Genomic DNA, 22046 nt, shown 5'->3' on the forward strand with positions numbered 1-22046 from the left:
CGTTTAGGTCAAAACAGCCGTACGCTACGCTTGTAGAGATTCACGCATCGAGCCCATGAAGACCAATCTTACGTGGTTGATGGCTGTCCATAAGGGAGAAAGTAAACTTGCCTGCGTCCTGTCTTGGCCTTGATCCACAACTTAGAAATGCGTGGCCCAGCTGGGATGGCTCTCGTCGATGATCAAGGCGTGGCTGTGCCTGCGATGCCCTTGCAGATGGGGGTGATCAAGCGGCAGATTGTCGTGGGTATGCTCTACCTCGACAGGATCGTTTGCGGGCCAGAGCTTCAATGCAACAAGCATTCCAATGCCAGCGAGGAGGGCCAGTCCGGCCAGCGCGGGAATGACGCCATAGACCGTCAGCATCCAACCCGACAATGGATAGGTCACCAGCCAGCAGGCGTGCGACAGCGCGAATTGCGCTGCGAAGAGTGCCGGGCGGTCTCCGGCATGGGCGGAACGGCGCAGCAAGCGGCCCGAAGGGGTGAGGACGGCGGAATACCCAAGTCCCACCAGCAACCAGGCTGCCAGAAGGATCGACCAGCCGAGCCCGGCTACGAGGACCGTCATTCCCAGCCCCAGAAGTGTCGCCACCATCAGCAGCGCGCCACCGAACATCACAGGCCGGTCCGGCAGTGCATCCAGAACACGCGGCAAAGCCAGAGCGGCCGTCATGGAGCCCGCACCGAAGGCGAACATCGTCCAGGCCAGTGCACTCTCGGACAGGCCGAGCTCTCCGCGCACCAGAACGACGGTATTGACCAGCACCATCGCCCCCGCCGCTGCTGCCGCAAGATTCAGCGCCAGGAGCCCGCGAAGGCGGGGCGTGGCAAGATAGATGCGGATGCCGCGCGTGGTGCGGTGATAGACGCCGCGGGGCTCGGATGGACGGGGGCTCGGCAGCAGCACCGAGACGACCAGGAGGGCCGAGGCGGTAAAACCTGCGACCGTTCCGAGGAAAAGCGAACTGTAGGACATCACCGCGAGCAGAAGTGCGGCCAAGGTCGGACTGACGATGTTCTCCAGATCGTAGGCCAGCCGTGACAGCGACAACGCGCGGGTATAGCGCGCCTCTTCGGGCAGAACGTCCGGGATCGTCGCCTGAAAGGTCGGCGTGAAGGCGGCGGAGGCCGATTGCAGCAGGAAGATCAGCACATAGACCTGCCAGACCTCGGTCACGAAGGGCAATGCCAGCGCGACACCCGCCCGCACCAGATCAAGCGTCACCAGCAGCGCGCGGCGCGGCACCCGGTCCGCGAAGGCCCCGGCGATGGGGGCGATGCCCACATAGGCCACCATCTTGATGGTGAAGACCGTGCCCAGCACCAGCGCGGCCCCGTCGCCTGCAAGATCGAAGGCCAGCAGACCGAGCGCGACCGTTGCGAGTCCGGTTCCCAGAAGCGCCACGATCTGCGCCAGAAACAGATGACGGTAGGTGCGGTCGGAAAGGATATCGAGCATGGCGAGCCTCAGAGATAGCGGGCAATCGTCCGCAGTTCGGCACGATCCGTTTCGGACCCCTCGACGTCCAGGCAATGATCCATATGGTCATGGATCAGCGCCCGCTTGGCGTTCGTGATAGCCTTTTCGACCGCCTGCATCTGTTGGGCGATTTCGAGGCAGGGCTTGCCTGCCTCGATCATCTCGATCACGGCGCGCAGGTGGCCGTCAGCACGTTTCAGCCGGGCGACGAGGGCGGGATGACTTGCATGAACCGGGGAATCTGTCATATGAAAGGCTTATCTTCCCCTGGCGTATAGAACAAGATGGTGCCGCGACGCAGCACGCGAGCGACGAGCGGGCAGGCAGAGTTGATGACAAGTTTACGGACAATCGGAAAGGCGGCTTTCGCGACCCTTCTCTGCGCGGCCATTCTTGTCTGGTCGGTGATGCCTACAACCTCGCACGCTCCCGCGATCATCGATGTGCTTCAGGAGCACGCGGAGATGATCGCCGAGCACGGGCATTCGCACGGTTTGGAAGAAGACCTGGCTTGGGCCATGCACGGGCACAGCCACGACAGTATCGATCACGACCACAGCCAGGCGGTTGTGCCTCGCCCCGATCTGTCGCCGCAGCCGCTCGATATCTACAGGACGGCATGGTGGCTGAGTTCAGCCACAGCGAATACGCTACGGATCGACCAGATCGAACGACCTCCGCGCGTCTGATCGACCGCGCGCTATCGGCGCGTTTCATTCGATCATCAACACATATGCGGAGTTCAATCCATGACTACAGTCCATCGGGCTGGACCGATCCCGGCATACGCCGGATCGTGATCCTGTCCTTCATTACGCTGTCAGCGCTTATCTCAGTGCGGGCCACGCGCTTGCCCATAACGTCACCGAAGGTGACGCGGGCTACATCCAGGAAATCTGGGGGTAAACATCATTCCCTTCATGTATCTCGGTGCCAAACACATGGTGACGGGTTACGACCACATCCTGTTCCTGCTTGGCGTCGTCTTCTTCCTCTACAGGATGAAGGACGTGGGCATCTATGTGAGCCTCTTCGCCCTCGGGCATTCGACCACGATGCTGGCGGGCGTCTGGTTCGGATGGGGCATAAATGCCTAAATCATCGACGCCATAATCGGCCTGTCGGTCGTCTACAAGGCGCTCGGCAATCTCGACGCCTACCAGCGCTGGTTCGGGTTCCAACCCAACACCAAGGCCGCGACGCTGATCTTCGGCTTCTTCCACGGCACTGGCCTGGCCACCAAGATCCTCGACTACGAGATCGCCTCGGACGGACTTCTGGCCAACCTGCTGGCGTTCAACGTGGGCGTCGAGATCGGTCAGCTTCTGGCGCTCGCCATGATCCTCATCGTCACGGGCTACTGGCGGAAGTCCCCGAACTTCTTCCGCCAAGCCTACACCGCCAACGTCGTCATGATGTCCATGGGCTTCATCCTGATGGGCTTGCAAATCACCGGCTATTTCGTAGCCACCTGAGAAATTGGAGACCAAAATGTTCAACGCAGAAAAACCGAGCCTCGAAGAACTGCGAAGCTCCGCGCAGCTGATCCGTTCCACCGCCATCGCGGCCGCCAGCGCCGTCGCGATCCTCGTGACCGTCGTGTTGCCCGCTGAATACAACATCGACCCGACCGGGATCGGTGGAGTCCTTGGACTGGCGGAAATGGGCGAGATCAAGACCCAGCTCGCGGAAGAGGCCGAGGCCGACAGGCTGATGGAGCTTGAGGCAGAGGAACAGTCGAGCCTGATGAACGATATTTTCGGGCTCTTCGTCGGCGCGGCACACGCGCAAGAAGTCGAAGTCTGGCGCGATGAGATAACCTTTACTCTAGCACCTGGTGACAGTGCCGAATGGAAGCTGGTGATGGAAGAAGGCCAGACGGTCGAATACCGGATTTTTGTCGAAGGCGGTCGCGTGAACTTCGATATGCATGGCCATGGCGGCGGTCAGTCGGTGACCTATGATAAGAGCCGCGGCTCCACTGGCGACGCAGGCGAGATCGTCGCCGCGTTCGACGGCGAACACGGCTGGTTCTGGCGCAACCGCGACAGCGAGCCCGCCACCGTGACCGTTCAGGTTCGCGGTGAATATGCCGAATTCAAAGACGCCAGTTGAACTCAGGGGCTACCACTGCCGAATCGTGTGGAGTTGGTGGCCCCTACTCATTTAGGCGGGCGGCCAGTTCTGCGCAAATCACAGCGATGAAGGTTTTGAGTTCTCGAAACAGAAGCGCGTTGTTGCGCAGACCAGATCTGGCCCAACGAGAGTAGCTTGTCAGTTGATACAAAGTGCAACCGTAGCAGGCGCTCTAAGCCTGAAAGGACCGCCGACTTGTTCACATAAATATTCCCTTGAACCTCTAGCTACTAGAAGTCTTATCTACTGAAAGTGAACACATGCCGTTCTTGCCATCAATCGCCGGCGGGAACCGAAAGGGTACGAAATGCTGACAAGACGACACTTCATCCAGACAACAACGGCGCTATTTTCGGTGACCGTTCCCGGCGTGGCTTTTGCCGACAGTTGGCCAACCGAGGCGCAGAAGGCTGCGTGGGACGCACAGGTGACGCCTCAGGATTATGTTGCCGAGACTTCCAACCCATGGGGATTGCACCCGCGGTTCCTACCGCAACGTGTAGTCGCGAACGACGGTCTCGTGCCGGGAGATATCCATGTCGATGCGGTCGCGCGATATCTCTACCACATTGAAGAGGGTGGGACCGCGATGCGCTACGGCGTGGCGATCGCGCGGGGGAACCTCTACGAGCCGGGTGTCTATACCATCAAGCGCAAGGTCAGGTGGCCGCACTGGCAACCGACACAGAGCATGATCAATCGCGACCCCGAACTTTATGCTGATATTGCCGATGGCATGGAACCCGGACCGGAAAACGCGCTTGGATCAAGGGCGCTGTATCTCTACGTCGGGGATCGCGATACCCTTCTGCGCATCCATGGCACTCCGAGCCCACGGAGTATCGGTGGCCGCGCAAGTTCGGGCTGCGTACGGATGGTCATGGCCCATATCAATGACCTTTACCCGAACGTCGAGACCGGCTCTACGGCCTATCTTTACTCGGCAGAGGACAGCGTCACTGCCCGCAGCTAAGCCAAGCAGCGGTCGGCAAACGTAGTTAAGTTTCGCGAGGGGTGCAGATACGATTGCCGTTCGCCGTTCGCAGCGGCAGCAGGGTCGTTTCAACGGGGCCGCTGTGTTCGTACCAGTAGCACCCGTCTTCCGGTACCAAGCGCGCGGTTGCAACATCCTGATCCGGGGCAGCCAATGCAATCACAGCTTCGGGAACGTTGCCCCGCTGGTCTGCCGCGTCGCCCGGCCCAGTCGGCTGGACTGCGCACCCGGCCGTAAGCGACAACGCCACTGCGACCATAATTTTTTGCTTCAGCATCATAACCCGCATCAAGCTTCCTTTCGTGACTGTTTTTCTTTGCAGCGGCTGTTCATGCTTAAAGGCGTGATAGAGCCGGTCACTGCATCCTCTAGCAATAAAGCAAACTGAAATACCACCGTATTTTGCTCTTGAAGCTCTAGCTACTGTAGGGGTTATGTCATGGTAAAGCACCCGAATCCAGAGGTCCATTCATGCCGTCCGACACCCATCGTCACGACCACGATCACGCCGAAGATGCCCAGACAAGCGGCGGCAGCTGCTGCGGGGGCGCCGGAACGTGCGGCGACATCGTTCCGACGACGCCCGCGCCATCGGGCGGGCGCAGTTTTCAGGTATCCGGCCTCGATTGTGCCGAGGAGGTAGCAATCCTGAACAAGGTGGTCGGTCCGAAGATCGGTGGAGCCGAGCATCTCGCGTTCGACGTGATCAATGGACGGATGACTATTCTCGACAGCGCCAGCAGTGTATCGGACGGCGAAATTGCAGAACTGGTGGCAAGCACCGGCATGACCGCCAAGCCCTGGGATGCCGAGAACGCGTCGGTCGACCAGGCGGCCCATCTTGCAAGACAGCGGCTGTTTACGGCGCTCAGTGGAGGCTTCTGGGCCGCGGGATTTCTGTGGCACATCATCGAGACCGGCATGGGCGGGGCGCTCGGCCTCTTCGCGGGTCACGGCGAAGCGCCGATGCCACTGGTCGAGGCAGGGCTGTTCGCGGTTGCGATCCTGTTCGGTGTCTGGCTCGTGGCACCCAAGGCATGGTCGTCCGCTCAGCGGCTGTCGCCCGACATGAACCTGCTCATGGTGGTCGCCGTGGCCGGTGCCATCGGGCTTGGCGAATTTTTCGAGGCGGCGACAGTCGCGTTCTTCTTCTCGCTCTCGCTCTACCTCGAAAGCTGGAGCGTCGGGCGTGCGAGGAATGCGGTTTCAGCTCTGCTCGACCTGGCGCCGCCGACGGCAAGAGTTCTTAATGATGACGGCTCAGAAGCGGACGTTCCGGCTTCTGCGGTTGCTATCAACGCACGTTTCGTCGTGCGCGGCGGAGACCGCATCCCATTGGATGGTGAGGTTGTCGATGGGGCAGGGGCCGTCGATCAGGCGCCAATCACCGGAGAGAGTGCGCTGGTCCCAAAGGAACGGGGCGACGAAGTCTATGCCGGTACGATCAACGGCGAAGGCACACTGACGGTGCGCGCCACGAAGGCCGCCTCGGATACCGTGTTGGCCAAGATCATCCGCATGGTCGGTGACGCCCATGCCCGCCGCGCGCCGGTGGAGCAGTGGGTGGCGAAGTTCGCCTGCATCTACACGCCTATCGTCATGGCGCTCGCCATCGCAATTGCCCTGCTGCCGCCGCTCATTTTCGGTGGAGCCTGGGATTATTGGTTCTACAATGCACTCGTGCTGCTGGTGATCGCCTGCCCATGCGCTCTGGTCATCTCGACTCCTGTCTCCATCGTCGCGGCGCTCACCGCTTCGGCGCGGGCGGGCGTACTCATCAAGGGTGGTGCCTATGTCGAGGCACCGGGTCGGACCACCGCGCTGGCCATGGACAAGACCGGCACAATCACAATGGGCGAGCCCGAAGTGGCGGCGGTGCATCCGCTGGGCGGGGCTTCGGCGCAAGATCTGATGACCCTCGCCGCTGGGCTGGAGGCACGTTCCTCGCATCCCTTGGCGCGCGCCATTCTTGCGCGGGCAGAAGCCGACGGCATCAAGGTATCCGCCGCGGAAGATACCCGAACCGTTCCGGGCAGGGGACTTGAAGGACGCACAGACGGCCGGTCGATCTGGCTGGGGTCGGACCGGTTTGCCGCGGAGAAGGGTTTCGGCGACGCCATTCCGAAGGATTTGCGCGACCGCATCGAAGGGGCTGGCAGCACCCTTGTTGCCGTGGGCGACGACACCGGTGTCACCGGCATCTTGGAATTGCGCGACCGTATCCGCCCGGATGCCAAAGGCATCGTGGCGCAGCTCCACGCGCAGGGTGTGAAGACCATCGTCATGCTGACCGGTGATAACGAGCGGACAGCGCACGCTGTTGCAGCCGAGGTCGGCATCGACGAGGTCCGTGCCGAGCTTCTGCCCGAAGACAAGGTGACTGCCATCGAAGAACTGGTCGAAACGCATGACATGGTGGCCATGATCGGCGACGGGGTCAACGACGCCCCGGCCATGGCGCGCGCGCATTACGCCATCGCAATGGGTGCCGTTGGTTCGGACGCGGCAATCGAGACGGCGGATATAGCCCTGATGACCGACGATCTCGGCAAGGTGCCTTGGCTGATCGGTCATTCGCGCCGGACAATGTCGATCATTCATCAGAACATCGGTATTTCCTTGGCGACCAAGGGCGTTTTCGTTGTCGCTACCGCGTTCGGACTGGCATCGATGTGGGGCGCGATTGCAGCCGACGTAGGAGTGTCATTGCTGGTGGTGGCCAATGCCCTGCGCCTGCTGAACAGCCAAGAGGCCAAGGCGCCGCCGTCCGGCGGTGAGCAGGTTGGCCCACAGATGGCAAAGGCCGCGCTTGCCCACGGACATTGATCACGCAGCATTTGCAAGGTAACGTGATGTCCATATCAGACCTCACCAAAGAGGCATCGAGCAGTGAAGACCATCCGATTTCCCCGCCGCGCCGTCCTGTTGGGCGGGTTGGTAGCGTTTCTGTCCGGGTGTGCCAGCAAGTTCCGCAGCTATGACGGACCCGAAGTCACCCGTGTTCGGCTTTAAAAGGGACAGCGCTTGCTTGTTCTCGACGGAGCCGATCGCGTCTTGCAAACCTATCCGGTCGGGCTGGGTTTCGCTCCTGAGGGTCACAAACAATTCGAAGGGGATGGCCGGACTCCGGAAGGAGTTTACACAATCGACAGGCGAAACCCCAACAGCACCTACCATCTTTCGATTGGCATCTCTTATCCGAACGAGGCCGACATCGCCTTTGCCGAAGCGCAGGGCCTTTCCCCCGGCGGCGACATCTTCATCCATGGTGGCCCACGCCCCGGCATCGACCCGACAAATGTCCGCGACTGGACAGCTGGCTGCATCGCGGTCACGGATCGGGAGATCGAGGACATCTATGCAATGGTGAAGGACGGGACACCTATCCACATCTTTGCATGACGGTCTTTCTCATGCGGCGGTAGTGAGCCGTCGCATTGGCGCCATTGCCCAGCTCCACGAAGCCAAGATGAGCGCCAACAGCATCCAGTCCCCGAAGCTCGCGTAGAGTGTCGGCGGTCGCGCGGAGGGCAGGCTAGCGTCGATGATGCCCGTTTCGCCGGTATCGAGCCGCGCAACGATCTCTCCGCTCGCGTCGATGACCGCAGAGATGCCCGTATTCGCGGCTCGGATGACTGGAAGGCCTTCCTCTACGGCGCGCATACGTGCGGAAGCCAGATGCTGCTCGGGTCCGATGCTGGTGCCAAACCAGGCATCGTTTGTCGCGTTGAAAATCCAGTCCGGCCGGAACAGGTCGTCGACCACATGCCCTGGGAAGATGATCTCATAGCAGATCGCCACGGCGACCAGCGGCACACCCGGAAGCGCAAGCGTTCTCGGGCCCGGTCCGGGCGTAAAATCGCCCAGACCCGCCGTGAGCCGCTCGATGGGCAACCAGCCGCGGAATGGCACATATTCGCCGAAGGGCACGAGATGGTGTTTCGCGTATCCGGTCAGGATCTCGCCGGTCTCGTCAAATGCCTGGACCGTGTTGAAATATCGGGTGCCATCCTCGCTCGGTACACGGTCCGGCACACCGGTAAGCAGCACTCTGCCGTCTGGTAGCGCTGCGGCAATGCGGGCCCGTGCCTCCGTATCCTCATCGAGGAAACCCGGAAAGGCGGTTTCCGGCCAGAGAAGAACGTCGAAATCGCCGCGCCGGGTTGAAAGCTCAAGATAACGCGCGAAGGTTGCCTCGCGGTTCTCGGGCGCCCATTTCTCCTCTTGGGGAACGTTGCCCTGGACGATGCGCAGCTCCACACCGGGTGGCTGTTCTGTATCCGACTGGAGGCGAAGTGTGCCGACGGCCCACATCGTCGCGATGCCGGCCAGCGCCATGAGCGAGATGGTCAGTCGTTGCCGCCCGGACGCCATGACAGCCGCGACGGGAAGTGCCGCGACGAACACGGTGAGAAAGCTTAGTCCATAGCTTCCGACCCAGGCGGCGGGCTGGCGCAACGCGGCGTAATCGACCAGAGCGTAGCTGGCGAGGATCCACGGAAAACCTGTCAGAACGTGACCTCGCAACCACTCGGCCACGGTCCAGAAGGTCGCGAACAGGAGGCAGGCCAGGAGATTGCCCAGGGCTCCGCGCCGCGCGATTTCGGCGAAGAGCACAGCGGCAATGGCTGGGAAAATCGCGAGACCTGCGGACAATCCCGCGACGGCCGGGATCGCCATCGCCCCAAACCGCTCGGCCTCGACGTAGAAACTCTCCGCGATCCATGAAATCCCGAAACCGAACTGGCCGAGTCCGAACGCCCAGCCGACGAGAAAAGCACGCCCGAAGGAGAGACCGCGAAGACCGACAAACAACGCGGAATAGGCAACGGGAACGAGTAGGAGAATCGAGAAAGGCGGGAAAGTCAGAACGGTCAGCGCCCCGGCGACGAAACCAAGCGTCACCCGCGAAAGAAAACGGTGGCGCAGAGCGATGCGGTTCAGAATTTCCGGCTTCACGACTTGATCGAACGCCGCGCGCTGATCCATGGCGCGGCGAGCAAGAGCCCCACGCCACTGACGACAAATACATCGGCCAAGTTGAAGGCAGGCCAATGTGTTGTGCCAATGTAGAAATCGAGAAAGTCTGTTACAGCCCGATACCGCACACGATCGATGACATTGCCCAGGGCTCCGCCAATGATCGCGCCATAGGCAAGTGTTTCGACCGCATTTTCGGCGCGAAACAGCATAACCCCTAGCCAAACACAGATGGCAAGAGCGAGAGCGATGAGGCTCCACCACGGCGCGCCGCCCAACATCCCGAAAGTCACGCCGTCATTACGATAAAAGACGAGGTTGAATCCCGGAAACACAGGAATCCCGGCGCTTAAAGTGACGGCATTCGCAACGACAATGGCTTTGGTGATCTGATCGATCGCGAACGCAGCAAGTGCTGCGAAGACGCCGATCATCGGAGATACCTTGTTTAGTGACATTGCCTCATCCCAACCAGACATCAAGGAACAGCATTAGAACGAGCCCGACTGCGAGACCGAGCGTCGCCCTGTTCTGATGGCCGCTGCGATGGGTTTCGGGGATGATTTCGTGGCTGATAACGTAGAGCATTGCGCCCGCGGCAAAGGCCAGACCCCATGGAAGCAGCGGTTCCGACAGTGTGATGATCCCGGCCCCGAGCAGGCCGCCAATCGGCTCGACCATGCCCGTCAGCGCCGCGATGCCCCAGGCGCGCAGCTTCGGATATCCCTCGCCCAGCAGAGATACAGCGACGGCCAATCCTTCGGGCGCATTCTGAAGCCCGATTCCGACAGCAAGAGGCAGACCGCCCTCCATACCTCCGGATCCGAAGCCGACCCCAACCGCAAGGCCTTCGGGGAAGTTGTGGATCGTGATTGCGATGATGAACAGCCAGACCCGCCGCAAAGACGCCGCTTCGGGCCCTTCGCGTCCTGTCTTGAAGTGCTCGTGCGGCAGCTTTTCGTTCATCAGGGCGACAGCCCCCATTCCCAGAAGGATCGAGACGCACACGATGGCCGCAGGCATCGCGCCGTTCTCGAACATTGGCTCTGCCGCATTCAATGCCGGGATGATCAGCGAAAAGAACGAGGCTGACAGCATGACACCGGCGGCGAAGCCGAGCGACAGATCGCGCGTGGCCCGGGACGGGATGCGCCCAAACAGCACGGGAACTGCTCCGACTGCCGTGAGCGAACCGGCGGCGAGACTTCCGAGAAAGCCAAGCATTATCGGAGACAGATTTTCCATGGGCGGGCCAGATTATCCTTCGGCGTAGCTCGAAAAGACTTCCGTCGACCCGTCCTTGCGGATGAGGAAGACATCATAGGCCTCGCGGTCGTCTTCTGGCCCCATGCCGGGCGAGCCATAGGGCATCCCCGGAACAGCGAGGCCGACGGCGTCCGGGCGCTCCTCGAGAAGGCGGCGGATGTCAGCGGCCGGTACATGGCCCTCGATCACGTAGCCGTCAATGAGCGCGGTGTGGCAGGAGACCATGCGCTGCGGCACGCCGTTGTCTAGCTTGAAGCGCACGAGAAGCCCGCCGAACATGTCCTGGCCGGTCGGCACAAACCCGTTCTCTTCGAGATGGTTCATCCAAGACAGGCAACAGCCGCAACCGTTCGTCTTGCGGACCTCGATCGCCGTTGCCTCTGCGAGAACCTGGGCCGCTGGTAACAGGGCGAGGGTGATTGCCAGAGCTTGGGTCATGCGTTTCATGGGTCAGAGCCTTTCGGTTGTCGTTTCGGCAATCTCGCTGCCGAGGTTTTCATTCAGAAGCGCGCGCGCCTCGGCCAGACGCGAGAGCGCGGCGGTATCATCCGCTTCGCTCTCGGCTGCTTCGGCGAGCCGGTCGTCAGTGAGGGGGTCAGTCGGGCGCCCATCCACGAGGACTTCGTAGTGCAGGTTCGGACCTGTCGCCGTGCCAGTCGCGCCGACGCGGCCGATCACATCTCCCGCCGCAACGCGTTGGCCTTGTGCCAGGTCTTCCGGCACGGCGCTCAGATGCGCGTAGCGCGTCATGGTGTCGGAGCCGTGCGAGATTTCGACCACACGGCCATAGCCACCGCGCCAGCCAATGAAACTAACCCGCCCCGGTGCCGTCGATTGAACCGGTGTCCCACGTGCCGCTGCAAAATCGACGCCGGTGTGCATCCGGACGTTGCCAAAGACCGGATGCGTGCGGCGCCCGAACACCGAGCTGAGGCGCGCACCCTCGACCGGCTGTGCGAAGACGCGCAGCACCTCGCCATCGACGTAGATCGTCGCCTGACCGCTGCCGTCGTCAGGCCATACGATCTCGTAGAGCGAACCGCCGATGTCCAGTGCGGCGAAGGCGAGTTCGGGCTGTCCGATCCTGTCCTCGCCGACCCGCGCCTCACGCCAGAGAAGCCTTAGTGTTTCGCCGCCGGCCATCTCGCGGCGGAAATCCACGGTCCCACCCAGCATCTGCGCAAGGTCCACGGAAAAACGGGCGGGTATGCCGGCTTCGTCGAGTGCCGCGAAGATCGAGCTGTCGATCACGGCTTCGCCGGCAAGGGTTACGATCTCCGGATCCGGAGCCACGACCTGTGTGGACAACTGCTCGCCGAAAACCACCTCGATCCGAACCCCGTCCTCGACGGCGACTGAGACGGTGCGGGGGCTGCCGTCCATGGTCGAAGCAACAGTGACCGAGTGCCCCGGCCGCAGCCGTCGCAGATCGTATTCCGCGCCAAGCGCGAGGGCAACTTCGGCTCTGTCAGGTGCCGCAAGACCGGCCTCTGACAGCAAGAAATCGAGCGTTTCGCCCGGAGCAATGTCGCGCGACCACGTCGACAGGGGTGGCTCGATCGCTTGCACCGGCCTGTCGGCAAACGCGGCCTGCAGAAGGGGCAGCGGGCTGAGGTCGGGTGCATCGTCTGCCCATGCCGCCGCGGGCAGCGTCACGGGGATGTCAACGTTCTGGGGGCTTCAGGACCTTGGGGCATCCAGCTACCTGCCTGGGCAAGTTCCGGCGGCACGGGTTCTTTCGACATGGAATCAGAGATGGCGATAGCCGCTCCCGAAACCGTCCCCGCAATTGCGACACAAGCCGCCAAAGTTCTGAGCCTCATGTCGCCCCCTCCATTTCTTCTTCCAGCGCGCGGCGGATCTTCGGCACCGCGAATTCTTTGGGCTCGTGATAGTCGATCATGGTGACGAATCGCCCAGAGGCTGCGAACAGGAAGACGCTCGCGGTGTGGTTCATCGTGTAATCGCCGCTCTCCGCCGGTACTCGCTCGTAGGTGGCGCGGAAGCCGTCCGCGACGCGCGCTATCTGCTCTTCCGGTCCCGTCCAGCCGCGGATCGCCGGATGGAAGTAGCCGACATATTCGGCCATCGTTTCTACAGTGTCGCGCTCGGGATCGACCGTGATGAAAACCACGTTCATCTCGTCGGCCTCGTCTCCCAGATCGTCGAGCCATCCCGAAATGTCAGAAAGCGTGGTCGGGCAGACATCGGGACAGTAGGTGAAGCCGAAGAACGCCATCGTCGGGCGACCGATCAGGGTTTCCGGCCCGACCGCGTTGCCCTCATGATCCGTCAGACGGAAGTCCATCTCGGTAAGGGTCACAGGCCGCTGCCCGACAGGTGCGGGTGCACCGGGTCCGTCGACCCGCCACCAACCGACGAAGAGCATCAGGGCGACCGCCCCGACACCAGCCGCGCCGTACCCCAGGATCGCCCGTCGCTGCATCAGTCCTCTGGCCCCCGCGCGGCGATGCCGAGGATCGGAACCTCGACCGTCACTTCGCCTCCGTCGTCGAAAAGCAGTGTCAGCGGAAAAGTGTCCCCTTCCGTCATTGGTTCTTGCAGCCGCATCAGCATTGCGTGCAGGCCCCCGGTTCGAGCGCGATGCTCTCGCCCGGGGCGATCGCGATCTCCCCCGCCGGGCTCATGGAACTCACACCTTCGGCATTTGTCTTCGTCTCGTGAATTTCGGGCATCATCGCGAGCGGTGTTGTAAGGCCGATCAGCGTCACCGGCTCGTCGCCAGTGTTGCGGATCGTCATGTAAGCGGCCCCGGGACGGTTCATCCCGATGGAGGCGCGGGACCACGCGTTCTCGACGACAACATCCTCGGGTCCGGCCAGCGCGGGCACTGAGAGCCCTCCTAGGGTCAAAAGCGCGGCCAGTGTGCCAGTCAAAATATACTTTTTCATCGTTCTGATCCTGCCCTTTCCATTCAGCTTTGCGCGGCAGCGACTTCGGCGGCCACCAGACGACGCAACTCTGCCTCCCCGAATGGATCGAGCGGCTTGCCGTTCACAAAGAATGTGGGCGTCTGGCGAATTCCCACGGCCTCGACGTCAGCACGATCTTGGTTAAGGATCGCCACGACACCGGGTGCCAGCATTTGCGTGCGGGCGGCCTCGGCATCGAGCCCGGCCGTGGCGGCGATCTGAAGGATCAGGCCGGGCTCCGGGGCACCGTGCGACGCCCATCTCGGCTGTTCCCGCAGAACGGCCTCGAGCACCGGCATGTAAACGTCCTGCATGCGCGCCGCCTCGAGCACGCGGATGGCTTCCTCGGATGCCGCGCCGTGGAAGGGCGTGTAGCGGATCACGACGCGGACAGCTTCCCCATGCTCGGCCATGATGTCCTTCACGATGGGATGAAAGGCGCGACAGGCCTCGCAGGCCGGATCGAAGAATTCGACGATCGTGACGGGCGCATCCGCAGGCCCGAGGATGGGCGAGTAGGGGCGGATCATCGCCTCCGCAAGTTCCGGAGCAACGGGCTCCGCTTCGGCCACTGGGCCGGGGCGGATTGCAAACCAGGTGGCTCCGCCGAAACCGGCGGCGCCGAGGGCAAGAACGGACAGGATCAGGCCGCGTCGATTCATGTTCGTGTGTCCTTCAATGAAAGGGCCGACAGCGCCCCGATCAGCGCGAAGGCTGCGAGCGCCATCAGCGGGATAGGGACGCCGAAGACCAGTTGGTTGTCATCGGTGCAAGAGGGGCCGGTGGCCGTGCAGGGCTGGACGCGTTCGGCAACAAGACCGACGTACAGCCCCATGTGCCACAGGGCGATTGCGCCGCCGCCAAGCGCCAATGCGATGCCGTAGCGCCCCACGCGGCCGTCCCGCCACCAAAGGCCGAGCCCGAGGACAATGGCCAAGGGGAACATGAAGGCGCGCTGGAACCAGCACAGCACACAGGGCGTCTGCCCCAGCACCTCGCCGATGAAAAGCACGGCAAGCGAGGCGACGAGCGCGATGATCCACGCCAGCCCGAGGGCTGTTTCTCCGGACATACGGATCATGTCGGTCAGATCCTCTCTTCCAGATCGGCGAGGATCTCTTCGGCGGAGGTGCCGTAGGGCCACGAGTCGGCGAAGCCCGCGTCGGGATCGAAGAGGAACAGATGCGACGTGTGGCCCATCGTGTAACCATCCGGCGCCGCAGCCTCTTCGACGCGTTCGAAGAAGATCGGAAAGGTCTCGGATGTGGCGGCGATCTGTTCCGGCGTGCCGGTCAGCCCGATGATGCCCGCATCGAACAGCGGGACGTATTCGGCGAGTGCTGCGGGCGTGTCTCGTTCAGGGTCGATTGTTATGAAAATCGGCTGGACCTTGGCGGCATCGTCGCCCAGACCGTCCATCACCGCCGCGACCTCGGATAGGGTCGTCGGGCAGACGTCGGGGCAGTTGGTAAAGCCGAAAAAAACCAGCATCCAGCGCCCCGCAAAGTCCTCCTCGGTTCGAACCATACCCTGGTGGTCCGTCAGTTCGAACTCAGCGAAAAAAGGCGGTTCGGCGACGGTTCGGGCGCTATCGGCACGATAATCGGACCATAGCAAAAGCCATACGAAGGCAAGCGCTGCCACGCCTGCCAAAACCCAAAGAAACTTCTGTGCCGATGTAAGGGACAATCCTGTTCGCCTGATTTTGATTCTTATTGCCTGTGCGGATACATCCTCTAGCTGCTAGAGGTTCAAGCACGAAATCATGGTATAGCTTGAACTCACGCGTCTGTGAATCCGACACTTGTTTATTCCGACGGCAAAACCTACACAAACTGTATCTTTTTCATGGAGGCGAAAATGCTCACGATCGGTACTCTGTCAAAGAAGACTGGCACAAAAGTGCAGACCATCCGGTACTACGAACAGATCGGACTCATGCCCGAACCTGGCAGGACCGAAGGCGGACAGAGGCGCTACGACAATGCACAGCTTGATCGACTGTCCTTCATCCGCCACTCGCGGCAACTCGGCTTCTCGCTCGATGCGATCCGCGAGCTGCTCGACCTCAGCGACCATCCCAATCGGCCCTGTGATGAAGCTGATGCCATCGCGCGTCGCCAGCTCAAACAGGTGGAGCAGCGCATGGCCCGCCTGAAGGCGCTGCGCACGGAACTGAAACGCATGGTTCACGAATGCAGCGGCGGGCGGACGGGAGATTGCAAGGTGCTTGAGGTGTTGCGGGACCATTCGGAATGCTTGACCGAACACGAGGAAATCGGGGCCTGAAGGAATTCAGCCAACATTCCGGCTGGAACGCAGATCAGCCGCAGAAGTTAATGTGTCGTACAACACAAGCTGGAACCACAAAATGGCCGCTAGACAAGATTCAATGGAGAGACGGACGCTTTGGATCGTTCTGGCGCTCAATATCGGTTTGGCCGTGGCCTTTTTCGCAACAGGCGCCTTCGGCGACTCAAGTGCCCTGATCGCCAACGGGCTCGATAACCTCTCCGACAGCTTCGTCTACGCGATCAGCCTTTTCGCTTTGTCCCGATCCGCCAAATGGAAACGCGGGGCGGCGAACGTTTCCGGCGGGCTGCTGATCCTGTTCGCTGCAGGCATCCTCTACGATGCGTGGCGCCGCTACATCGGTGGGTCAGATCCGCTCGAGACGATCATGATTGCAATGGCCCTGATCGCGGCGGCTATCAACGCAGTCTGCGTTTGGCTGCTCGCTAAGCTCAAAAATCCAAACGTCAATATCCGCGCGGCCAACACCTTCAGTTACAACGATTTCGCCGCGAACCTCGGGATCGTCGTGGCCGGTGGCCTCGTCGCTTGGCTAGGAACCAACTGGCCGGATCTTGTCGTCGGTGTGATCGTCGCCGGGATCGCGGCCTGGGGCGGTATCGACATCCTGCGCGACGCACACGGCGAACACCACAAAGCGGTTCACACGGACAAATAGTTGCGGGAGATTCATTCTGAAAGAAAGGATTGAAGCTATAGTGACTATAGCAATTAGTCTTGTTCCAAGACGATTCGAGGAGCGACCCGTTGCAGATGACCGACCCCCTACTTGTACCCACCAAACTACTGGATTTTGATGCCGCGCCTCTTGCGCGTCTAATTGAGAACCGCAGCTGGCGCGGCTTATCCGAATACGATCGGATCGGAGCTGCCTATGATTTCGTTCGGAATGAAATCGCGTTCGGATACAATCGAGCTGACGACATCCCCGCATCCGAAGTGCTTTCCGACGGCTATGGGCAGTGCAATACCAAAGGCACGCTCTTGATGGCGCTGCTGCGTGGTGTCGGCATTCGTTGCCGGTTGCATGGGTTTACGATCCACAAAGGCTTGCAGCGCGGTGTTGTCCCTGAGCTGGTGTATCCGCTTGCTCCGCAGGAAATTCTCCACTCATGGGTCGAGATCGAATTTCAAGGTGCCTGGATCAACCTTGAAGGCTTCATCCTGGATGACGCTTTCCTCGATGTCCTGCAAACGTCATTCTCGGACACAGAAAGTCTCTGCGGTTATGGCGCGGGCACGGATTGCCTTGGCGCGCCTCCCGTCGCCTGGAACGGAGAAGATACCTACATTCAGAGAACCGGCATTGTGCAAGATTTTGGCGTGTACGATACGCCGGACGCCTTCTATTTGTCCCATGAGCAATCCTTTGGGTGGCTGCGTGGTACCCTTTACCGTCATATCACCCGCCACTGGATGAATGCGCGCGTACGTGGTTTCCGCAGCGGCCGCCTCAAGACTGACCGACGCGCGACACACGCGCATGAGGAGCCTGCCAATGCCGCATGATCATGGGCACGCGCATATCGAACCGGATTCTGGCGATCGGCGGGTTGCCATCGCGATCTGGGCGAACGGGCTTCTTACCGTTGCGCAGATCGTCGGGGCATATTCTCGGGTAGTTTGGCACTGATCGCCGATGCGCTGCACAACTTTTCCGATATGGCCTCGCTTGTCATTGCCTTTGCCGCACGCAAGATCGCGCGCCGCCCGGCCGATGAGCGCATGACCTTCGGCTATGGCCGGGTCGAAATCGTCGCGGCCCTGATCAACTACACCACCCTCATCGTGATCGGCTTCTATCTGATCTACGAAGGTGGCATGCGCATGATTGATCCACCCGAAGTCATGGGGTGGACCGTCGTCATTCTCGGTGGAATCGCGCTTGTGGTCGACACGCTGACCGCAATGCTGACCTATTCGATGCAGAAGGGGAGCGTGAACATCCGTGCGCTTTTTCTCCACAACCTTTCGGATGCGCTTGCTTCGGTCGCGGTTATCGTCGCTGGGTCGCTGATCATCCTTTACGACATGCTTTGGGTCGATCCTGCCATCACCATCGGCATCGCGATCTACATCCTGTATCTGTCTTTCACTGAAATAGGCGGCCCAATCCGAACCCTGATGCTCGGGAGCCCGCCGGACATCGACAACGAGGCCGTCGTCGAAGCGATGCGGAAAGTCGAAGGCGTCGCCGACGTCCACCACGTCCATCTCTGGCAAATGCAAGAGCACGAGGCTGCGCTCGACTGTCATGTCGTCGTGGCAGCCGAAGGATGGTCGAAGATCGAAGAGATCAAGAGCGCGATCAAGGAGCGGCTGAAGAAAGAATTCGGCATCAGCCATTCCAGCCTCGAATTCGAGCACGAGGATCGCGCTCATCAGAACGCCGATCTCTACGGTCACGGCAACGCAAGTGAAAAGGAGAAGACCAATGTTCAAGGAAACGCTGACCGAGCGTGATGATGTCATCGGGCTCGTCTGCGAAGGCAAGTTGACGGAGACAGAATTCAAGCAAATGCACGCGCTGCTTCATGAGCGTCTTGGAACAACCGATAATCCGGGTCTGGTTCTCGACCTTACAAGTTTCGAGGGCTACGAAGAGCCTTCGGCGATGCTGGAAGATCTGAAGGTCGACACCGCCCACGTGAACGATTTCGGTCGCATAGCGGTTGTCGGAGAACGCAGATGGATGGAATGGGGCGCACGGGTGGTCAACCTACTGACGGGCTCCGAGATGCAGTGGTTCGAATCAAGCGATACCGAGTCCGCAATTGCGTGGGCGCGTGACGGGTAGCCAGCGATTCTGCAAGAAAAGGATTCTGGCCTGGAAATTGACATCACATCAGATGCTTCACGATTAATGGAGGATCGGAACGATCTAAATGTAGTCAGCAACATTTGTCTGCTCGGATGAAACAATCCGATGAAGTTTGATGTCGACTTTAGGCTGCAAAATAAGTCCCTACGCGCTGAATTCTTCGAAATTTAACATAAACTTCATTATCTGCCGATTTTCTGTACGCGGGGCAGAGCCTTCCCGGATCCAAAGCTTGGCAGGTGAATCTACCTGGATATCTCCCCTGCCAGCACCGCTCGTCCGTGCACCGCCAACGTCGCTGAAAACCTCTGGCACCCAAACTCGTGGATCACATCGAGTACACGCGCTTCGTAGGCAGTGTGTCCGATCAAGCGACACAAGTCGGACGCGTGGAACTGGCGGTTCGAAGTTGGTGCGGCTTGCATCTGTCTCAGCAATTCGCGCTCTTTGGGGTCCGTTATTGGTCTCGCGGGCGGCTTGACCGCGGGACGAGTTGGAGTTCCCGACGAATTTCGCCATCGGCGCATGAAGCCAAGCAGGAAGCCGGCCGGCACCCTGCCATTGCCTCTGGACCGGTTGAAGGCGAGGAAGCGATCCCAGATGACCTGGGTGTCGATGTTCCAGCAGGGCAACGTGGCCTTCGCCGCTTTGATGAGCTCTGCCCAACTGGTCTGGAAAACGCTCGAACTCGCGGTGATATCGATCAGCCCTGAGAAGAGAGTTTTGTTATTACTATCTCTAGATAGTGATGTGTCGCCTTCACCTGACACGAGATCATGGGTTTCACTCTCCTCGTCGAAAGCGGAAAACCGAAAGATCCAGGGCGCGAACTTGCCATTCGGCTTCGCCCGCTCGAGCTGCAACTCCGAAGCCTCAAGTTCGTTCAGAAGAACCGCAAGATACTGCCGTGAGACACCCATCTTCTCTGCCAGGGCCGAGAGGGTGAAGGCTGCCGTTCCCCGCGACAAACCGTTGTAGCCATCCTTCCAGGCGATGGCGTCGAGGATGAGGGTGGCAAGCTTGTGCGCTGCAACAGAGAGATTTGTCTGCGTAATCCGCCGCAGGATCAAGCCGGTCGTAGGTTCCATGGTCGAGGTCTCCTTGGAGATCCGACGCCATGTCGTGAGACAACAACATTCTTGCCAGCAAAACAACTTTGCTGGTTGCAGGTGTTTTAGCGGTGCGCTAGGAAACTCTTGTTCACGGAGTTTTCTAGCACGGCGTCAGGCTTCACGGTCTGGCGTCGTCTCCTTTTTGGGGGTTTTGCACAGCCTTCCGTGCAGGGTTGTGAGGACGCGCGCAGCAGAACCGCGCGCAGATTTTGTCAGTAGCGAACCTCTTCAGAGCCATAGTTCCCGGCGTGATCGCGCCAGTCGACGAAGACGGAACGGTAGAAGTAGCTGCCGCATCCGTTCGGGATGCTCAGTCCGGATGCGGTCGGCACTTGGCCCACGTTGGACCTTGTCCATCGGTAATCGCCCTGCACGCCGTAGGACCCCAATCGTGTCGAGTCGCTGCGATTGCAGTCGCCATCTCGGTTTTCATGCTGGCGGTACTGGATGTGATAAACGCGAATGCTACGCACGAAATCAAAGGCGTCGCCTGAGATGTCGATGTCGGCTTGCTCATCTGCTTGGACGCGAACAAGGGGGATCGGAGACGATTCCTGCGGTTCGGGCGGATCGCGGAACGTGATGTCATAAAGGCGTTCCATAGGCGACATCGGACTGGGATCGTTGAACGACACACCCATCGGACACCGCCAGATTTGTAAGGGCGGCTCGATCGGCCATGGCGTGATCCGCCGAATGAAGACCGCTCTGGCATGCGCGCAGGGCGCAGAGTCAGGCCAACCGCCCGCAAGGCAGAGGAGGATCGCACAATCCACCTGATAGGCCTGAGCCGGAGCTGACGAGGCCATTAGTCCGGATATGCTTATTGCCGTGGCTGTTGCCACGCCGTGGATCACGTGCTTCATGATGCCGACTCCATCTATAATGGTGCAGCGATACGAAACAACATTAATGATAGCAAGGAGATTTGATTGATGGTTGCTTGCGACTGTTCGCTTGTGTCGCTTGACCGCTTCCAAGATCTGACGCCGGTTCTGGCTGCTTCTGCGTCTTGAAAGTGGCCAAAATTGCGGACCCCTTTCATGTTAGCTGCTAAACAAACGTCTGTTACAAAGGGGAAATTGGGTGTTCCAATGTGGCCGCGAAAGTGGTCACGGAAGGACAGATCGAATGAGCCCTCCAAACCGCGTGGCGCAGCGCTCCTGGCCTCGGGAAGGGCTGTATCGGGAAACTGCCCGGCCCGGCTCTCCGCATGGAATCCGGGAGCAGAAGGGCGGGAGCAGCCAGCGAGCCGATTTGGGGCCCAAGTTGGGATCGAGCATGAGCTTGAATATCTATGTCAGTATCTGATACGATTGAGCATGGATAGGAGAGTCTGATGCCAAACGTCCACCTGACCGAACCGATGCAGAAATATGTGCAGGCGCAGATCGAGTCCGGCGCCTACGCCAATCTGAGCGAAGTCGTGCGCGCCGGCGTAAGGATGCTGATGGAGAAGGATGGCGCCCGGCAGTTCTATGCCCTCAAGGCCGACCTAGAGGAAGCAGCCTCCCTGGCCGAAAATGGGGATTTCGCCGAGTTCGATGCTCATGCCTTCGAACCGGATGCATTTGATCGCTGACCCATATGATTATTCGACTTTCCGGTCGGGCCAGGGCCGACCTTGAAGAGATCCGTGCCTACACCGTCGAAACTTGGGGTAGGGACCAATGGCTCGTCTATTACCGCCAGTTGGTCAACGCCTTCGAGCAGATCACCGGGGATCCCGACCGGGGTCGGGACAGGAGTCTCTTCGTTCCGGGGTTGCGGTCCGTCAACTGCCAACGTCACGTGATCTTCTACAAGCGGCTAGATGCGGCGGATGGGGCGGCAGTCATCCTGCGCATCGTGCATCAGCGCCGCAACATGCCCGCGCTCGTCTACTACGAGGATCTCGACGGCGGTTAAGCCCTTGCGTTTCCTCATTTCAATGGCTCGACCAGTCTTCCATAGTCTTCACTGACCTCGTGAAACGCGCGTTGGCGCCCGCCATCGAGGCAACGAAAGTA

Annotated in this window: 23 protein-coding genes and 5 pseudogenes; 13 read left to right on the forward strand and 15 right to left on the reverse strand. The window is 60.4% G+C overall.

Going from position 1 to position 22046, the window contains the following annotated elements; translation table 11 throughout:
• Positions 1 to 141 precede the first annotated feature (141 nt).
• Complete coding sequence (locus tag DA792_RS02760; protein ID WP_107718010.1) at positions 142 to 1461, reverse strand: MFS transporter; 1320 nt, start codon at positions 1459 to 1461, stop codon at positions 142 to 144.
• A gap of 8 nt (positions 1462 to 1469) precedes the next feature.
• On the reverse strand, positions 1470 to 1730 hold the full coding sequence (locus tag DA792_RS02765; RefSeq protein WP_096807345.1) for a metal-sensing transcriptional repressor: 261 nt from the start codon (positions 1728 to 1730) through the stop codon (positions 1470 to 1472).
• An 84-nt stretch (positions 1731 to 1814) separates the two neighbouring features.
• Between DA792_RS02765 and DA792_RS02770 the strand changes: the two genes are divergently transcribed.
• The 4 genes and pseudogenes from DA792_RS02770 (at position 1815) to DA792_RS02785 (ending at position 4591) form a co-directional block, all read left to right on the forward strand.
• Positions 1815 to 2171, forward strand: a complete 357-nt coding sequence (locus DA792_RS02770) for a hypothetical protein (RefSeq protein WP_096807349.1) — start codon at positions 1815 to 1817, stop codon at positions 2169 to 2171.
• A 44-nt stretch (positions 2172 to 2215) separates the two neighbouring features.
• A pseudogene (locus DA792_RS02775) lies at positions 2216 to 2957 on the forward strand (HupE/UreJ family protein).
• 16 nt (positions 2958 to 2973) lie between these two features.
• A complete protein-coding gene (locus DA792_RS02780; protein ID WP_107718012.1) occupies positions 2974 to 3597 on the forward strand; it encodes a transmembrane anchor protein in 624 nt (207 codons plus the stop codon).
• Between the two features lie 328 nt (positions 3598 to 3925).
• Positions 3926 to 4591: a L,D-transpeptidase gene (locus DA792_RS02785; RefSeq protein ID WP_107718014.1), complete on the forward strand. Its 666-nt coding sequence runs from the start codon at positions 3926 to 3928 to the stop codon at positions 4589 to 4591.
• 25 nt (positions 4592 to 4616) lie between these two features.
• Here DA792_RS02785 and DA792_RS02790 read toward each other — a convergent pair whose 3' ends face one another.
• Positions 4617 to 4901, reverse strand: a complete 285-nt coding sequence (locus DA792_RS02790; RefSeq protein WP_107718016.1) for a hypothetical protein — start codon at positions 4899 to 4901, stop codon at positions 4617 to 4619.
• A gap of 182 nt (positions 4902 to 5083) precedes the next feature.
• On the opposite strand from DA792_RS02790, the gene DA792_RS02795 reads away from it, so the two are divergent.
• Complete coding sequence (locus DA792_RS02795; RefSeq protein ID WP_009573588.1) at positions 5084 to 7438, forward strand: heavy metal translocating P-type ATPase; 2355 nt, start codon at positions 5084 to 5086, stop codon at positions 7436 to 7438.
• Between the two features lie 63 nt (positions 7439 to 7501).
• Positions 7502 to 8014, forward strand: a pseudogene (locus DA792_RS02800) (L,D-transpeptidase family protein).
• A 9-nt stretch (positions 8015 to 8023) separates the two neighbouring features.
• On the opposite strand, the gene lnt reads toward DA792_RS02800, so the two are convergent.
• The 10 genes and pseudogenes from lnt to DA792_RS02850 all read right to left on the reverse strand — a co-directional run bounded on the left by lnt (position 8024) and on the right by DA792_RS02850 (position 15444).
• Positions 8024 to 9601, reverse strand: a complete 1578-nt coding sequence (gene lnt, locus DA792_RS02805) for an apolipoprotein N-acyltransferase (RefSeq protein ID WP_009573590.1) — start codon at positions 9599 to 9601, stop codon at positions 8024 to 8026.
• A complete protein-coding gene (gene lspA, locus DA792_RS02810; protein WP_009573591.1) occupies positions 9568 to 10026 on the reverse strand; it encodes a signal peptidase II in 459 nt (152 codons plus the stop codon). Before lspA ends, lnt begins: the two co-directional genes overlap by 34 nt.
• A 28-nt stretch (positions 10027 to 10054) precedes the next feature.
• Positions 10055 to 10837 (reverse strand): ZIP family metal transporter, encoded by a 783-nt coding sequence (locus tag DA792_RS02815; protein WP_009573592.1) that lies wholly within the window; start codon positions 10835 to 10837, stop codon positions 10055 to 10057.
• Between the two features lie 12 nt (positions 10838 to 10849).
• The gene (locus tag DA792_RS02820; RefSeq protein WP_009573593.1) at positions 10850 to 11305 is read right to left on the reverse strand and encodes a DUF411 domain-containing protein; all 456 of its coding nucleotides are present in this window, start codon (positions 11303 to 11305) and stop codon (positions 10850 to 10852) included.
• A 3-nt stretch (positions 11306 to 11308) separates the two neighbouring features.
• Positions 11309 to 12681: pseudogene (locus tag DA792_RS02825) on the reverse strand (M23 family metallopeptidase).
• Positions 12678 to 13304 carry an SCO family protein gene (locus DA792_RS02830; RefSeq protein WP_009573595.1) on the reverse strand — a complete coding sequence of 209 codons (627 nt, stop codon included), beginning with the start codon at positions 13302 to 13304 and terminating at the stop codon, positions 12678 to 12680. The pseudogene DA792_RS02825 and the gene DA792_RS02830 overlap by 4 nt, the downstream one beginning before the upstream one ends.
• Positions 13304 to 13770: pseudogene (locus DA792_RS02835) on the reverse strand (copper chaperone PCu(A)C). The gene DA792_RS02830 and the pseudogene DA792_RS02835 overlap by 1 nt, the downstream one beginning before the upstream one ends.
• A gap of 23 nt (positions 13771 to 13793) precedes the next feature.
• Positions 13794 to 14453 (reverse strand): DsbA family protein, encoded by a 660-nt coding sequence (locus DA792_RS02840; protein WP_107718019.1) that lies wholly within the window; start codon positions 14451 to 14453, stop codon positions 13794 to 13796.
• Positions 14450 to 14872: a disulfide bond formation protein B gene (locus tag DA792_RS02845; RefSeq protein ID WP_107718021.1), complete on the reverse strand. Its 423-nt coding sequence runs from the start codon at positions 14870 to 14872 to the stop codon at positions 14450 to 14452. The genes DA792_RS02840 and DA792_RS02845 overlap by 4 nt, the downstream gene beginning before the upstream one ends.
• A gap of 5 nt (positions 14873 to 14877) precedes the next feature.
• Entirely contained in the window at positions 14878 to 15444 is a 567-nt protein-coding gene (locus tag DA792_RS02850) for an SCO family protein (RefSeq protein WP_107718042.1), read from the reverse strand.
• 207 nt (positions 15445 to 15651) lie between these two features.
• Between DA792_RS02850 and DA792_RS02855 the strand changes: the two genes are divergently transcribed.
• From DA792_RS02855 to DA792_RS02875, 5 genes and pseudogenes are all read left to right on the forward strand, one after another.
• Entirely contained in the window at positions 15652 to 16080 is a 429-nt protein-coding gene (locus tag DA792_RS02855) for a MerR family transcriptional regulator (protein ID WP_013959865.1), read from the forward strand.
• Positions 16081 to 16183: 103 nt separating this feature from the next.
• A complete protein-coding gene (locus DA792_RS02860) occupies positions 16184 to 16762 on the forward strand; it encodes a cation transporter (RefSeq protein ID WP_107718023.1) in 579 nt (192 codons plus the stop codon).
• Positions 16763 to 16857: 95 nt separating this feature from the next.
• Positions 16858 to 17613 carry a transglutaminase-like domain-containing protein gene (locus tag DA792_RS02865; protein ID WP_107718025.1) on the forward strand — a complete coding sequence of 252 codons (756 nt, stop codon included), beginning with the start codon at positions 16858 to 16860 and terminating at the stop codon, positions 17611 to 17613.
• Positions 17603 to 18567, forward strand: a pseudogene (locus DA792_RS02870) (cation diffusion facilitator family transporter). Before DA792_RS02865 ends, DA792_RS02870 begins: the two are co-directional and overlap by 11 nt.
• Complete coding sequence (locus DA792_RS02875) at positions 18539 to 18901, forward strand: STAS/SEC14 domain-containing protein (protein WP_009573604.1); 363 nt, start codon at positions 18539 to 18541, stop codon at positions 18899 to 18901. The pseudogene DA792_RS02870 and the gene DA792_RS02875 overlap by 29 nt, the downstream one beginning before the upstream one ends.
• A gap of 269 nt (positions 18902 to 19170) precedes the next feature.
• Here the strand turns inward: DA792_RS02875 and DA792_RS02880 are convergent, their stop codons facing one another.
• Complete coding sequence (locus DA792_RS02880) at positions 19171 to 20013, reverse strand: hypothetical protein (protein WP_107718027.1); 843 nt, start codon at positions 20011 to 20013, stop codon at positions 19171 to 19173.
• Positions 20014 to 20249: 236 nt separating this feature from the next.
• On the reverse strand, positions 20250 to 20846 hold the full coding sequence (locus DA792_RS02885) for a hypothetical protein (RefSeq protein WP_439099360.1): 597 nt from the start codon (positions 20844 to 20846) through the stop codon (positions 20250 to 20252).
• Between the two features lie 530 nt (positions 20847 to 21376).
• Here DA792_RS02885 and DA792_RS02890 point away from each other — a divergent pair.
• Positions 21377 to 21619: a type II toxin-antitoxin system ParD family antitoxin gene (locus DA792_RS02890; protein WP_009573607.1), complete on the forward strand. Its 243-nt coding sequence runs from the start codon at positions 21377 to 21379 to the stop codon at positions 21617 to 21619.
• A gap of 5 nt (positions 21620 to 21624) precedes the next feature.
• Positions 21625 to 21945, forward strand: a complete 321-nt coding sequence (locus DA792_RS02895; protein WP_009573608.1) for a type II toxin-antitoxin system RelE/ParE family toxin — start codon at positions 21625 to 21627, stop codon at positions 21943 to 21945.
• Positions 21946 to 22046: the final 101 nt, after the last annotated feature.

Origin of the sequence: Celeribacter baekdonensis, from assembly GCF_003047105.1 — a bacterium.
In the GTDB taxonomy this organism is placed as follows: domain Bacteria; phylum Pseudomonadota; class Alphaproteobacteria; order Rhodobacterales; family Rhodobacteraceae; genus Celeribacter; species Celeribacter baekdonensis_B.